The following is a 14,973-nucleotide window of genomic DNA, read 5'->3' as shown; positions in this document are numbered from 1 at the left end:
CGGAAGAGATCGGCAACCACGCGAGAAACCGCGGTCTCGCGATGTCATGGCGGTTCGGGAAAACACTCGATTTTACAATGCCGGATGACTGAGCCCTTGATACCCGACGCTTCCCCCCAGGCAGGCAGCCTTCGCACGGCCCTGGCCTGGACGCACACCGCGCGCTTCCTGACGACCGCGGCCCGTCTCGACCAGCTTCCGACCAGCCTGCTGCCCGAGATCGCCTTCGTCGGCCGCAGCAATGCCGGCAAGTCCACGGCGATCAACACCCTGGCCCAGCAGCGCCGCCTGGCCTTCGCCTCGAAGACCCCCGGCCGCACCCAGCACATCAATCTGTTCAGCGTCGGCCCCAAGGATGCGCCTGAGGCCCTGTTCGCCGACCTGCCCGGCTACGGCTATGCGGCCGTCGAACGCCAGGCCAAGCTGCGCTGGCAGCAGGTGATGGCCGACTACTTGGCCCAGCGCCGCAACCTGGCCGGCGTGGTGCTGCTGGTCGATCCGCGCCTGGGCCTGACCGATCTGGATCAGCGCCTGCTCGACTTCGTGCGGCCGCGCATTGCTGTCGGCGAGGTCAAGCTGATGGTCGTGCTGACCAAGACCGACAAGCTCAACCGCGCCGAATCCACCCGCGCGCTGGCCGCCGCGCAAGAGGCCCTGGCCGAGCATGTCACCGAGGATGCCGACGTCGGCTTGCTGCTTTTCTCCGCCCTCAAGCGGGTGGGGGTCGACGACCTCGCCGGCAGCCTGCGGGAATGGGCCGATGGCTGCCGCGCCCGCTGGGCCGCGGCCCTGGCCGCTGCGCCCGCCGCCGAACCCGGCGCCGAACCCGCGGGCGACACGCCGCAGGACGCCGTACCCGAGCCCGGCCCGGCGCCCGAAGCCCACGCGCCCACCGAGGCCAGCGCAAGCGACAGCCCGCCGCCCGCCGCGCCCTGATCAGGGTGCGCCCAGGCGCAGCACCAGGCCGGTGTCGCCGCGCGGCGCATGCACCAGGCCCAGGTAGAGCGGGCCCAGGCCGGTGTCGGCCCCCAGGAAGACCGAGAAACCGCTGCGCAGATCGCCCAGGCGGATGTCCTCCCGCCGACGCCAGGCATTGCCCAGCTCGGCCGAGGCGCCGGCGAAGAGGCCGCGGGTCAGGGCCGTGGGGCTGAGCCGCGCGTAATAGACGGCCCGGCCGAAGAGGATCTGGTTGCCGTCGATCTGCCCCGGCTTGTAGCCCGAGAGCTGCTGGAAGCCCCCCAGCGCATCCAGCCCCTGCCCGGTGTTGCGGCCGTGGCCGCTGGCCAGCAGCCGGCCCGAGAGCGTCAGCACATGGCGGCGCCCCAGGGTCCAGGCCTGGGTGCCCTCGGCCTCGATGCGGGTGAAGCTCTGGCGGCGATCCGTGCTGGCCTGGTCGTCCAGGGCGCCGGCGGCCAGTTCCAGCCGCGCCCGCCAGCCGGCCTGCGGGAAGCTGGCGAAATCGAGCCGGTCGAAGGCCAGGCGCAGGCGCAGGCCGCGCTCGCGCCGGGTGATGCCGCCGCGCAGGCCGTCGAAGGCCTCGCTGGCGACGACCACGCGGTCGCGCCAGCGCTCGCTGTAGGCGCCCAGGCGCAGCTCGCCCAAGGTGCCCAGGGGCTGGCCCAGGTCCAGGCCCAGTCGGCTGCGGGTGCGGCGGATGCGGCCGGTCTCCCCGCCCTCGGCACCCGCGTAAGTGAGTACCTCCTCGCGGCCCAGCTCGCCCGCCAGCGCGGCGAACCAGCCGCCCAGCGGCGAAGCCAGCTCACCCAGCGGACGCCGCAGCTCGCTGGTCCAGCCGGGTTCGGTGCCGATCTGCACGAGGTTGCGCCAGCTCAGGCCGGCCTCGTCCAGCCAGGGCCGGTGATGCAGCAGCTTGACGTTGAAGCCGCCGCGGCCGCTGAAATCGGTGCTGAAGTCCAGGCCGACGCGGAAGAAGTTCGGGCCCCAGGTCTTCTCCTCGACGCTGAAGATCAGGCTGTCGCCATCAGCGCCGGGCAGCAACTGGTAATCGACCCGGGTGTAGTCGCCGGCGGCGGCCAGGCGGCGCACGTCGCGCTCGGCCGCGGCCACGTCGAAGCGCTCGCCGGCCTGGCTCTCCAGCAGGCCGGCGTAGCGCTCGGGCCGGGTCTGGTCGGAGCCACTGAAGCCGACCCGCGCCAGGGCGCTGCGCGGGGTGGAGAAGTCGCCGCGCGCCGCGCGCCAGGCCCGGTAGTCGGCCTCGGGCAGGGCCAGCGCGCGCAGGGCCGGCCATTGCTGCGCGGCCTGGTCCTCGCCCAGGGCGATGAAGGCCGCAGCCTCCTGGAAGTCGGCGGCCGTCAGCCGGCCGAGGTCGGGGGCGATCAGCAGGTCGCGCTGCGCATCGAGCCGCGCCAGGCTGCGCTGCACGTTCTGCTCGGTGAGGATGTTGATCATCTGCGCCGTCACCCCGAGCAGGGTGTCGAGCGACTCGCGCGGCTGCAGCGGCGTGCCGATGTTGACGGCGATGATGCGCTCGGCCCCCAGGCTGCGCGCCACGGCCACCGGCAGGTTGTCGACCAGGCCACCATCGCCCAGCAGGCGGCCGCCGAGCTCGGTGGGCGCGAACACGCCCGGCACGCTCATGCTCGAGCGCATCGCCAGGGCCAGGTCGCCGTGGGCCAGGATCTCGGGCCGGCCGGTCTCCATGTCGGTGGCGACGGCGCGGAAGGGAATGGGCAGGCGGTCGAAGTCGCGCAGCTCGGCCACCGGCAGGGTGTAGCGGCGCAGCAGCAGCTCCAGGCCGCGGGTCGAGACGGTGCCCAGCGGCACGCGCAGTTCGCCGTCGCGCAGGCCGACCTCCAGCGCCGGGGTGACGGCGTAGTCGTCCTCCTTCTGGCGCAGCGGCAGCTCGGGCCGGGCGACGCGGTTGGCGAACAGGCCGTCCCAGTCGACCCGCCGGATCTCGGCGTCGATGGCCGAGGCTTCCATGCCGCTGGCATAGAGGCCGCCGATGATCGCGCCCATCGAGGTGCCGACGATCAGGTCCACCGGCACCCGGGCGCGCTCCAGCACCTTGAGCACGCCGATGTGGGCCAGGCCGCGCGCCCCGCCGCCCGACAGGACCAGGGCAATGCGCGGACGCCCCGGCACGCCGGGCCGGGCCTCGGCCGGGGCGGAAGCCGCCCGGGCCGGCAGCCCGGCCACCGCAGGCGGCACCGGGCCCGCGGCAGCCGGCGCGAGCGCCACGAGCTGCGCGAGCGCCGCCAGCAAGAGGCCGGGCAGGCGCCGCCGGCCGGCGGGCGCCCAGGCGCCGCGGGGCCGCTCAGTGCCCACGCGCCAGCAGGCCATCGACCGTGCGTTCGAGCAGGCTGCGGGACTCGTAGGGCCCGGCCAGTCCGGCGAGCATCAGGCGCTCCAGGGCCCGGGCGCTGAAGGCGTGGATGCCGTCGCGCGCGGCCTCGCTGAAGAGGTAGACGCGCTCGCTCGGCCCGCCCTCGAGCAGGCGCAGCACCCGCCAGCGGCCATCCACCGGCATGCGGCACCAGTCGCCCGGCTGCAAGCGGTGCAGCCAGTCGCGCGGGACATGGGCGACGGCTTCGGGCACCGGCTCGTCGATCGGCTGCCCCAGGTCGAAGAAAGAGGCCAGGATGGCGGCATGCAGCAAGTCCGACCCGTCGTCGTCGGCGGGCGGGCCAGCCTCCGGTGCCGGCAGGCGGCGCCCGGCCAGGCGCTCGACGCAGGCGCTCACCGCCTCGTGACGGGCGGGCGGCACGCCGGCGTCGGCGCAGCCCTGCTGCACGCGCTCCAGCAAGGGATCCATCAGCTCCTGCCCGTCCGGTCCGACCTGCGCCAGGGTGTGGAGCAGGGGCGTGAGCACGCGGTCGAGTCGCTCGAAAGCCTGCGGGCCCTCGTCCTCGTCGAGCGCGGCCTGGGCCAGCACCCGCGGCCAGACGCCCAGCAGGAAACCACGCAGCAGGGCCTGGAGCGGCTCGCCGCGCACTTGTTCCTGCTCCATCAGGCGGGCCTGGATGCGGCGGCGCTGCACGGTCTGGGCGCGACGCAGTTGGCGCTCGCGCAGGGCATGTTCGCGGTCGGCGCCGCGCTGCTGGCGCTCCAGGGCCAGCTCGCCGGCCAGGATCTGCTCCAGCACGCCCAGGGCCGATTCGAAGGCTGCGCCGGTGGGCCGCTCGCGGGTGGAAAGCCGGTCGCAGACCCACTCGATGCCCTCGGCGGCGCGCAGCAGGCGCGGGTCCTGCGGATCGCTGAAACCCAGGGTGTGCCGGCCGATGCGGTCGATCAGCCGCCAGGCCGGGTGCTCGGCGCTGTCGAGCACCCGGGGCTCGGCCAGCGCGGTGCGCAGCACCGGCAGTTGCAGCAGGCCCAGGCGCTGGCGCACGCTGCGCGGCAGTTGCGGGTCTTGCTGCAGGACTTCGAACAACTGGGCGATCAGCTCGATCACCTGCCGGTCGCTGTCGTATCGCGCCACCGACTGGATCCAGGGCAGGCTGTCCAGCACGGGATTGGGCAGGCGGCTGGACCCCTCGGGGCCGGTCACCGGCCCCGGCGCGGAGACGATGCGGCAGATCATCTCGTCCAGCTCGCGCAGGGAACGGGCGACCTCCGGGCCCACCGCCTCGACCCGGGGCTGGATGGCCAGGCGCAGGCTGTCGAGCGCGCCCGCCCGGTAGAGCGGCAGGCCCGTGGCCGGCGGCCCGGCCGGCCGGGCGCGGCGCAGCAGGCTGGGGTCCAGCGCGACGGCGGGCTGGGCCTTCTCGTCGGCCGGCGGCAGGTGGGCCTCCAGATGGCCCAGGGCCGAGCCGGCCAGGGTCAGCATCGGGCCGGCCGCCGCTTGCAGCAGCAGGTAGCGGCTGGGCGGGGCCAGGTCGAGCGCGGCGCTGCCCAGCCAGACGGCATGGATCAGGCCCTCGGGTTGCAGCGGGTCCTGGCGGTGCTGCCCGGCCTGCGGCGTGCCGGCGGCGGACTGCATCCCGAGGCGCTCGCGCAGCCGGGCCAGGCGCGGGGCCTGCTGAACCTCCAGCGCCTCGGCCAGGCGCAGCAGGGCGGCCGAGGCCTCGGCTTCGCCTTCGTCATGAAAGCCGCCGGCCCCGGGCTGGGTGCGGTGGAAGGGCGCGCTTTCAGGCCAGTCGTGCAAGGCCCGGGCGGTCTCGGCCGTCCAGAGCGGCAGGTGCTGGCGGACGACGGCCGCCACGTCGGCGCAGGACGCCGCGGGCGCACCGGCCTGCACGAGCAGTGGCAGGTGCGCGATCAGGCCGCTGCGCAGGCTCTCCATCCAGGCAGGCAGCTCGCTCAGCAGCAGGGTGTGCAGGGAAGACGGTGAGGGCGGGGCAGACATCTCGGGCGGGAAGCCGGGCCGCGGCACCAGGGGCGCGGCAGCTCCGCAGCATGGGCCGGGGGGACGCGCCCGCAGAACGCGCAGGCAGGTGGCGGGAGCTTGCAAGGACGATGCCGCCGACCGGGCCGGGACATGCGGGCCATGCAAGCCCATGACGCTGACCCCGCCATCTTCCCAGGAGCGCCCCCCCCTCAGACGGGGGATCGCTCATCGCTTGCGCCGCTGTGGGCAGCGCACCACAGGGCGCCGCCGCCCCAGAGACCTCAGGCCGCCCGCCCCAGGCGCTGGCGCAGATGGTCCAGCGCCGCATCGACCTGGTCGATCAGCACCAGGCAGAGGTCGCCCGGCCGCAGCGCGGCCAGCGCGGTGTCGATGGCCAGGAACTCGCCATGGACTTCCAGCACCTCGCGGCTGCGGGCGGCGCCGCGCAGGCCCTCGCGCAACAGGCCCAGCACCTCGCCATCGGCGCGGCCGCGCTGGCAGGCGTCCTGGTAGAGCACGACGGTGTCGAAGGCGGCGCCGAGGATTTCGGTCTGCTCGCGGATGTCCTGGTCGCGGCGGTCGCCGGCGCCGCTGATCACCACGCTGCGGCGCTGGCCCGGGGTCTGGGGCAGCGCGTCGACGGCAGCCACCAGGGCGCGCATCGCATCGGGGTTGTGGCCGTAGTCGGCGATCACCGTCGCGCCGTCGATCTCCATCAGGTTGAAGCGGCCCGGCGCGTTGTCGGCATCGTTGACGAAGCTGGCCAGGCCGCGGCGGATCGCATCCCAGCTCAGGCCCGCGCCCCAGCCGGCGGCAACGGCAGCCATCACGTTCTCGACCTGGAAGGGAATGCTGCCGTTGCGGGTGATCGGCAGCTCGCGCAGCAGCAGGCGCTCGCGCCAGGAGCCCTCGGCCGCGACGATGGCATCGCCCTCGACGTAGACCACGCGCCGGCCCTGGGCGCGGTGCTGGGCCATGACGGGCAGTTGCCGGTCGGCGGCGAAGAAGATCACGCCGCCGGGGCAGACCTCGGCCATCAGCGCCACATTCGGGTCGGCCGCATTCAGCACGCCCCAGCCGCCGGGGGCGACGTTCTGCACGATCACGCGCTTGAGCACCGCCAGGTCCTCGACCGTGGTGATGTAGTTCAGGCCCAGGTGGTCGCCGCTGCCGATGTTGGTGACCACGGCCACCTGGCAGCGGTCGAAGCCCAGGCCCTCGCGCAGCACGCCGCCGCGGGCGGTCTCGAAAACGGCGGCATCGACATCCGGATGGGCCAGCACATTGCGCGCGCTCTTCGGGCCGCTGCAATCGCCGCGGTCGATGGTGCGGCCGTTCACGTAGACGCCGTCGGTGTTGGTCATGCCCACGCGCAGGCCGGCGCTGGCGAACAGGTGGGCGATCAGCCGCGTCACCGTGGTCTTGCCATTCGTGCCGGTGACGGCGACGACCGGGATGCGGCCGTCCTCGCCATGCGGGAACATCAGCTCGACCATGGCCGGGCCGAGCTGGCGCGGCTTGCCGTAGGACGGGCTCAGGTGCATGCGCAGGCCGGGCGCGGCATTGACCTCGACGATGCCGCCGCCCTGCTCCTCCAGCGGGCGCAGCACGGTCTCGCAGACGATGTCGACGCCGCAGATGTCGAGCCCGACCATCTGCGCGGCATCGACCGCGCGGGCCGCCACCTCGGGGTGGACATCGTCGGTCACGTCGGTCGCGCTGCCGCCGGTGCTGAGGTTGGCGTTGTTGCGCAGCACGACGCGCCGGCCGCGCTCGGGCACCGAATCCGGCCCCAGGCCCTGCACCTGCAAGCGGGCCAGGGCGATGGTGTCGAGCCGGATCTTGGTCAGCGAGGTGGCATGGCCCTCGCCGCGGCGCGGATCGGCATTGAGCTGGTCGACCAGCTGGGCCACGCTGTGCACGCCGTCGCCCAGCACCTGGGGCGGGTCGCGGCGGGCGGCGGCCAGCACCTGGTCGCCGACGACGAGCAGGCGGAAATCGTGACCGGCGAGGAAGCGCTCGACCATGACCTCGCCGTACTCGGCCGCCGCGCCGTAGGCGATGGCGAAGTGCTCGCGGGTCTGGATGTTGACCGTCACGCCCTTGCCCTGGTTGCCGTCCTGCGGCTTGACGACCACGGGCAGGCCGACCTCCAGCGCCGCCGTCCAGCCATCGTCCACATCCTGCACCGGCCGGCCCAGCGGCACCGGTACGCCGGCCGCACGCAGCAGGGCCTTGGTCAGGTCCTTGTCCTGGGCGATGGACTCGGCCACCGCGCCGGTCTGGTCGACCTCGGCGGCCTGGATGCGCCGGGCCTTGGCGCCCCAGCCCATCTGCACCAGGCTGCCGCGGGTCAGGCGGCGGATGGGAATGCCGCGCGCGCGGGCCGCGTCGACGATGGCACCCGTGCTCGGGCCCAGGCGCTCGTCCTCGTCCAGCTCGCGCAGGCGGGCGATCGCCGCCTCGGGGTCGAAGCGACCCTCGGCCTGCAGCGCGGCCTGCACCAGGGCCTCGGCCTCGGCCAGGGCGGCGCGGCCGACGGCCTCCTCCGAATACTCGACCACGACCTGGTAGGTGCCGGTCTCGACCGTCGCCGTCGTGCGGCTGAAGCTGACCGGGCAGCCGGCCTGGGCTTGCAGTTGCAGCGCGGCGGCTTCAAGCACCTGGGCCAGCGGCACCGCCTCGGCCAGGCCGGCGCGCGGGCGCAGCGGGCCGATGCCGGGGTAGAGGGCGCGGACGCGGCCTTCGAGGCCGGGCCGGGCGGCGAGATCGCGCTCGTCCGGGCCGCAGTGGACGACGGCCTCGATCGCCGTCTGACGGCTCCACAGGTTCGGGCCGCGCAGGGCCCGGATGCGGGAGACTTCCATGGGATGGGTGGGGGCTGGGAGGCCCGGCAGGGCCGGGCAAGGGGGGCGGCGCGGCGGTCCTTCGGCAGACCCGGCGCGCACCGCCCGGACGGGCGTGCCTTCAGTGGGTCGACGGGCGCGGATGCGGGTCGAAGGTCTGCACGCCGGCGGCGATCAGGTCGGGCGAGATGCCATAGGCCCAGGCGGCGCCGACGGCGGCCAGCAGCGGGTCGGCCTCCGGCGAACCGGCCAGGCCGGGCGGCAGGCGGGTCGAGGCCGGCAGCGGGATCTCCTGGCTGCCGCGCGCCAGCACGACGCGCTCGCCCCGGCGGAACACGATGCGGCCGCCCGCAGCACGGTGCGCCTCCAGGCGGGCCGCGGCCGGCGCGGCCCCGACAGGCCCGGCCTCGCGCGGATCGGCCGCCGCATACAGCAGCACCTCGCCGTCGCAGAGCGAGGCCAGGCCGGCGACGCGCTCATCCTCGGCATTGAGCACCGCCGTGCCTTCGGGCAGCACGACATCGACCTGGGTGCGCAGCACGCGGACGAGCTGATCGCTGGCGCCGATGTCGTGCTCGGCCAGGGCTTCGGCACCCCCGAGGTCGCTGACGATGCCGACGCAGCAGCGGTCGTAGGGCAGGCCGTCGCGCAGGATGGCCGCGGCATCGTTCTCGAACACGGCGGCCTCGACGCGGCGGTTCATCAGCAGGCGCTGTGCGGCATCCCAGCGGGTCGCGTCGACCGGCTCGATGCAGCGGCGGTTCAGGTACAGGCCCTCGCGGCAGGCCAGGCCGACATGCTTGCCGCCCAGGTGCAGCAGCCAGGCCACCAGGCGGGCGATGGTGCTGCTGTCGCGCGAGCCGGCCACGCCGACGATGGGCACGCGGCCGGCGGCCTTGCCGTCCTCGGCTTCGCCGAACAGGTGCTCGACGATCGCCTGGCCGACCGGCTGCGGCGCGCCGACGGCCGGCTTCAGGTGCATCAGCAGGCCGGGGCCGGCATTGACTTCAACGATCGCGCCGCCCTGGGCCTGCAGCGGCTGGCCGATGTCCTCGCAGACCAGGTCGATGCCGGCGATGTCCAGGCCGACCACGCGGGCGGCCAGCGCCACCTGCTCGGCCACGTCGGGATGGACCTCGTCGGTGCAGTCGACCGCGAGGTTGCCGTTGCGCTGCACGAGCACGCGGCGACCGGCCTCGGGCACCGACTCGCCGTCCAGGCCCTGGCGGGCCAGCAGCAGGCGGGTGGCGGGCTCGCGTTCGAGCACCAGGGTTTCGAGCAGCAGGTCCTCGGTCTCGCCGCGGCGCGGGTCGGTGTTGACCTGGCGGTCGATCAGTTGACGTACGGTGGAGCGGCCGTCGCCGGTGATGAAGACGCGCTCGCCGCGTGCAGCAGCCACCATGCGGTCGCCGACGACCAGCAGGCGGTGCTCGTCGCCGGGGATGAAGCGCTCGACCAGCACCTCGCTGCCCTCGGCATCGGCCACGGCCCAGGCGGCCTCGATGTCGGCCTGGGCGCTCAGCTCGATCGACACGCCACGGCCATGGTTGGCATCGGAGGGCTTGACGACCACCGGGCCGCCGATGTCCTGCGCGATGGCCCAGGCGTCGGCCGGGCTTTCGGCCACCTCGCCCTCGGGCACCGGCACGCCGCAGGCGGCAAGCAGGCGCTTGGTGAGGTCCTTGTCGCTGGCGATGCCTTCGGCAATCGCGCTGGTCTGATCGGTCTCGGCCGTCCAGATGCGGCGCTGGCGCGCGCCATGGCCGAGCTGCACGAGGTTGCCCTCGTTCAGGCGGATGTGCGGAATGCGACGCTCGTTGGCGGCGTCGACGATGGCCGCCGTCGAGGGACCGAGGTAGCGCTCGTCGATCTTCTGGCGCACGGCGGCGACCGACGGGCTCACCTCGAAGGGCAGATCGTTCAGGGCCGCATGCAGCAGGGCATGGCCCTGGGCCAGGGCGACGCGCGCCACTTGCTCCTCGCGGGCGCGGAAGACCATGCGGTAGACGCCGGGCTGCGAGGTGCTGCGCGTCTGGCCGAAGCCGGTCGGCATGCCGGCCAGGTTGAGCAGCTCGATCACCACATGTTCAAGGATGTGGCCGGCCCAGGTGCCTTCTTCGAGGCGCTGCAGGAAGCCGCCGCGTTCGCCGACGCCGCAATGGTGCTCGACCAGGGCCGGCAGCAGGGCCGTCAGCCGCGCGGTGAACCCGGGGATGCGGTTGGACGGCCAATCCTCCAGCACCCCCAGGTCCAGCCAGGCTTCCAGGCAGGCGCGGTAGGTCCAGACGTTGGGGCCGCGCAGGTGCCTGACCTTGAGGATCTTGAGTTCGAAGGGCGGGGGCATGCTCGATCCACCGGGAACGCCACCCGAGCAGGCGGCAGGGGCACCGATTGTCGCGGCGCCCCCGGCGGCGGTCGGCGCAGCGAGGGCGCCGCGCGTTGTTGCCGGGTCCCAGGGGCCGCTTCGGCGAGAATCCGCCGCCCTCCGGATCGGCGCCGGAACGCTCGCCGGGCCCGGCGAGCCCCCCTCCACACCATGCATGATCATCATTCGAGATTGGCCTCCGAGGCGCCGAACCAGCCCGGGCGGGCCGATCTGCCGGCGCAGCTCGATGCCGGGGTCAACGCCAGCGCGAGCCTGACGGTTGACGTCGACCCCCAGGGGCAATTCACCGAACAGCGGCTGTTGCTGTGGGGGGGCGATGCAAGCGGGCCTGATCGGCTCACCGTTCAGCTCGGCGACAAGCTGGAGCAAGCTTTCGAGCTGCGTCCGGACGACCGGCTGGAGCTGGGCGAGCTGGCCGGCCTGGCCAGCCTGAGCCTGCTCGGCCCGCAGGGCTTGCGGGCGCGCTGGCGCCTGACCCTGGGCCGGCTGCCGCAGGCGCAGGCCTTCCTCAAGGCCTTCGACGCCCGCCTGGCGCCGGCCGCGGCCGAGCCGCCCGCCCCCTGCCCCGCCTGCGGCGCGGCCCTGCCCGCGGGCCGCGGCGACTGCCCGGCCTGCGGCCACGGCACCGAAGACGAAGAAGCCCCGCCCGCCTCCACCTGGGTGCTGCTGCGCCTGGGCCGCTTCGCCCGGCCCTATCGCCGGCAGCTTGCCCTGGGCTTCGGCCTGACGCTGGCCTCGACCGCGGCCACGCTGATCCCGCCCTACCTCACCATTCCGCTGATGGACGAGGTGCTGATCCCGCACCAGAACGGCCAGGCCATCGACCCGATGCAGGTCGCCCTGCTGCTCGGCGGTCTGCTGCTCAGCGCCCTGGCAGCCTGGGGCCTGGGCTGGGCACGCACCTATGTGCTGGCCCTGGTGTCCGAGCGCATCGGCGCCGACCTGCGCACCACCACCTTCCAGCACCTGCTGACGCTCAGCCTCGAATACTTCGGCGGCAAGCGCACCGGCGACCTGATGGCCCGCATCGGCTCGGAGACCGACCGCATCAATGTCTTCCTCTCGCTGCACGCGCTGGACTTCGCGACCGATGTGCTGATGATGCTGATGACCGCCGGCATCCTGCTGTCCATCCACCCCGGCCTGGCCCTGGTGACGCTGCTGCCGCTGCCGGCCATCGCCTGGCTGATCCACCGCGTGCGCGAGCGGCTGCGGACCGGCTTCGAGCGCATCGACCGCGTCTGGGGCGAGGTCACCAATGTGCTGGCCGACACCATCCCCGGCATCCGCGTGGTCAAGGCCTTCGCGCAGGAGGGCCGCGAGGCCCAGCGCTTCCATGCCGCCAATGCCCACAACCTGGCCGTCAACGACAAGCTCAACAAGACCTGGAGCCTGTTCTCGCCGACCGTCGGCCTGATGACCGAGATCGGCCTGCTGATCGTCTGGGCCTGCGGCATCTGGCTGGTGGCGGGCGACGCGATCACCGTCGGCGTGCTGACCGCCTTCATCGCCTACATCGGCCGCTTCTATGCGCGGCTGGATTCGATGAGCCGCATCGTCTCGGTCACGCAGAAGGCCGCCTCGGGCGCCAAGCGCATCTTCGACATCCTCGACCATGTCTCGAACGTGCCCGACCCGGCCGAGCCCAAGCCCCTCGCCCACCCGGTGCAGGGCCGGCTGACGCTGCGCGGCCTGGGCTTCCGCTACGGCGCGCGGCGGGTGATCCGCAGCCTGGACCTCGACATCCGCCCCGGCGAAATGATCGGCCTGGTCGGCCACAGCGGCTCGGGCAAGAGCACCCTGGTCAATCTGATCTGCCGCTTCTACGACGTGAGCGAAGGCGCGATCGAGCTGGACGGCAGCGACATCCGCCAGCACCGCCTGGCCGACTACCGGCGCCAGATCGGCCTGGTGCTGCAAGAGCCCTTCCTCTTCTTCGGCACCGTGGCCGAGAACATCGCCTACGGCCGGCCGGAGGCCACCCGCGCCGAGATCGTCGCCGCGGCCCGTGCCGCGCATGCGCACGACTTCATCCTGCGCCTGCCGCAGGGCTACGACAGCATCGTCGGCGAGCGCGGCCAGGGCCTCTCGGGCGGCGAGCGGCAGCGCATCTCCATCGCCCGTGCGCTGCTGATCGACCCGAGGATCCTGATCCTCGACGAGGCCACCTCGGCGGTCGACACCGAGACCGAGAAGGAAATCCAGAAGGCCCTGGACAACCTGGTGCAGGGCCGGACGACGATCGCCATCGCCCACCGCCTGTCGACGCTGCGCAAGGCCGACCGCATCGTGGTGATGGACCGCGGCGAGATCGTCGAAGTCGGCCCGCATGCCGAGCTGATGGCCCGCGGCGGCGCCTACTGGCGCCTGCACGAGGCTCAGGCCCGGCGGGAAGAAGCGGCCCTCGACAGCCCCCAGGAGATCCGCGCATGAGCCCCGCCGCGACGCCCGCCGGGCTCGACCTGCACCGCGATGCCTTCGGCCGCCTGATGCTGCGGCCGGCCGACGGCCGCGAAGCCTGCGCCGTGGTGCCGGTGCGCGCCTTCCCGCTCACCGCGCCGGACGAGGGCCTGTCCCTGGTCGGCCCCGACGGTCACGAAGCCGCCTGGATCGAGCGCCTGGCGGCACTGCCCGAGGGCCCGCGCGCCCTGATCGAGGCCGAGTTGCGCGAACGCGAGTTCCGCCCCGAACTGACCCGCCTGGTCGCCGTCTCCAGCTTCTCCACCCCCAGCACCTGGACGGTCGAGACCGACCGCGGCCCCTTCAGCCTGGTGCTCAAGGGCGAGGAGGACATCCGCCGGCTGACCGATGGCAGCCTGCTCATCAGCGACAGCCACGGCCTGTGCCTGCGCGTGCCGCAGCCGCGCCGGCTGGACCGGGCCTCGCGCCGGCTGCTCGACCGATTCCTCTGAGGCGGCCGGCGCTGCTCAGGCGCCGAACAGCGCCAGCAGGCTGCGCAGGCCCCAGCCGAGGCCCCAGCCCAGGGCCAGGGCCGGCAGCACCAGCAACTCGCGGGGCGTCCAGGCGAAGCCCATGCGCGCCTCCAGCACCCAGATCAGGATCTGGCCGGGCAGGCGATAGGCGGCGACCACGGTGATCGCACCCATGAGCCCGCCCAGGGCATGCCCGATGGGCAGCAGGATGAGCAGCAGGGCGGCGCTCAGGGCATTGACCAGGGTCAGCTTGTGGAACTTGCCGGCTGACATGAACACCGCCTGCGCCACCCCGGAGCGGGTGAAGACCATGCCCAGGGCCAGCACCGCCAGCATCGGCCCGGCCCCGGCGTAACGGTCGTCGTAGAGAAACTCGACCAGGGTCACGGCCATGGCGGACAGGCCGCCGGCCAGGACCCCCAGACCCAAGTCGAGCCAGAACTGGGTCCGCTTGCGGATGCGCGGCAGATCGGCGGGGCGGCTACGCGTCACCTCGCTGAAAGCGGGGTAGACCAGCTTGCTCTGGGTCTGCAGCAACACCGCGTCGAACACGCTGTAGACGGCCAGAGCGATCGCATACTGCCCCAGGGTGGCGGGGTCGATGACGCTGGCCAGAAAGAGGCGGTCGGCATTCATCATCACCATCGTGAAGACGGTGGACAGGATGATCCAGCGCGCCTGATGCAGCACCTCGCGCACGACGCTCGGGTCCCAGCCCAGGCGGTCCGGGGGGCCGGCCAGGACATAGCGAGAAAGCGGCAGCTTCAGCATGCTGACGACCAGCGGCGCCACCAGCAGGGCGAAGACCGAGCGACTGAGGTAGGCGGCAAAGGCTGCGGCGAGGAGGCCGCAGGCCTGGCAGACCAGCTCCAGTACCGTCACGCGGCCGATCTGCAGGTCACGGGTGGCCGTCAGCAGCTTGATGCTGTGGCCGCCGTTGATCAGCGCCCCCACGGCGGTGCCGACGATCAACCAGGGCAGTTCCGGCGCGGTGTAGACCGAGCCCGCCGCAAACCAGCCCGCCGCGGCCGCATGGTGCACCCCGAGCGCCAGCAGGCAGCACAGCAGGAAGATCGCGGTCGAGCGCAGCAACTGCAGCGAATACAGGGTGGAGAGAAAGACGGGGTCGCGCGCACGCGGGCTGTTGATCAAGGCCGGCTGGATGCCGATGTCCGACAGCAGACTCACGGCAACCATCAAGACGGTGGCCAGAGCCATCACGCCGAAGTGCTCGGGCATCAGCAGGCGGGTCAGCACCAGGCTGCTGCCGAAGCGCAAGCCGTGTCCGGCGAAGGTTCCCAGCGCCATCCAGAGGCCTGACGTGCGCAAACGCTGGGTCAGGGTCAGATCGTGCTTCATCAGGGCGGCAAGGGAGGGGGACAGGCAGGCGAAAGCGCCCGAAGTGTGGCATCTCCACGGCCCGCCCCAGCCCGCACCTGTGGCGGGGCCGGCCGCGGCGCCCCGCCCCAGCCCAAGCAGGCCTCGGCCCCGCCTTCAGCGGCTTTGCATGCTGCCGAC

The 14,973-nt window shown here is 73.2% G+C and carries 8 protein-coding genes; 3 read left to right on the top strand and 5 right to left on the bottom strand.

Translation table 11 applies throughout. The features are described from left to right. Positions 1–84 precede the first annotated feature (84 nt). On the top strand, positions 85–936 hold the full coding sequence (yihA, locus tag JI742_RS03785) for a ribosome biogenesis GTP-binding protein YihA/YsxC (RefSeq protein WP_201824110.1): 852 nt from the start codon (positions 85–87) through the stop codon (positions 934–936). On the opposite strand, the gene JI742_RS03780 is transcribed toward yihA, so the two are convergent. From JI742_RS03780 to JI742_RS03765, 4 genes are all read right to left on the bottom strand, one after another. Beyond that, positions 937–3,303 (bottom strand): patatin-like phospholipase family protein, encoded by a 2,367-nt coding sequence (locus JI742_RS03780; RefSeq protein ID WP_201824107.1) that lies wholly within the window; start codon positions 3,301–3,303, stop codon positions 937–939. Continuing rightward, positions 3,278–5,308 (bottom strand): DUF1631 family protein, encoded by a 2,031-nt coding sequence (locus JI742_RS03775; protein WP_201824105.1) that lies wholly within the window; start codon positions 5,306–5,308, stop codon positions 3,278–3,280. Before JI742_RS03775 ends, JI742_RS03780 begins: the two co-directional genes overlap by 26 nt. Positions 5,309–5,571: 263 nt before the next feature. Next, positions 5,572–8,157: a cyanophycin synthetase gene (gene cphA / locus JI742_RS03770; RefSeq protein WP_201824103.1), complete on the bottom strand. Its 2,586-nt coding sequence runs from the start codon at positions 8,155–8,157 to the stop codon at positions 5,572–5,574. Between the two features lie 100 nt (positions 8,158–8,257). Further along, entirely contained in the window at positions 8,258–10,480 is a 2,223-nt protein-coding gene (locus tag JI742_RS03765) for a cyanophycin synthetase (protein ID WP_201824100.1), read from the bottom strand. Positions 10,481–10,672: 192 nt separating this feature from the next. On the opposite strand from JI742_RS03765, the gene JI742_RS03760 reads away from it, so the two are divergent. Then, positions 10,673–12,955, top strand: a complete 2,283-nt coding sequence (locus JI742_RS03760) for a cyanophycin metabolism-associated ABC transporter (protein WP_201824099.1) — start codon at positions 10,673–10,675, stop codon at positions 12,953–12,955. Further along, positions 12,952–13,434, top strand: a complete 483-nt coding sequence (locus tag JI742_RS03755; protein ID WP_201824097.1) for a cyanophycin metabolism-associated DUF1854 family protein — start codon at positions 12,952–12,954, stop codon at positions 13,432–13,434. The genes JI742_RS03760 and JI742_RS03755 overlap by 4 nt, the downstream gene beginning before the upstream one ends. 15 nt (positions 13,435–13,449) lie before the next feature. On the opposite strand, the gene JI742_RS03750 is transcribed toward JI742_RS03755, so the two are convergent. Further along, positions 13,450–14,814 carry an oligosaccharide flippase family protein gene (locus tag JI742_RS03750; protein ID WP_201824095.1) on the bottom strand — a complete coding sequence of 455 codons (1,365 nt, stop codon included), beginning with the start codon at positions 14,812–14,814 and terminating at the stop codon, positions 13,450–13,452. Positions 14,815–14,973 lie beyond the last annotated feature (159 nt).

Source organism: Piscinibacter lacus (assembly GCF_016735685.1).
GTDB lineage: Bacteria > Pseudomonadota > Gammaproteobacteria > Burkholderiales > Burkholderiaceae_C > Aquariibacter > Aquariibacter lacus.
Note: the sequence above shows the minus strand (reverse complement) of the source record. Positions and strands in the feature narration are given on the sequence as shown.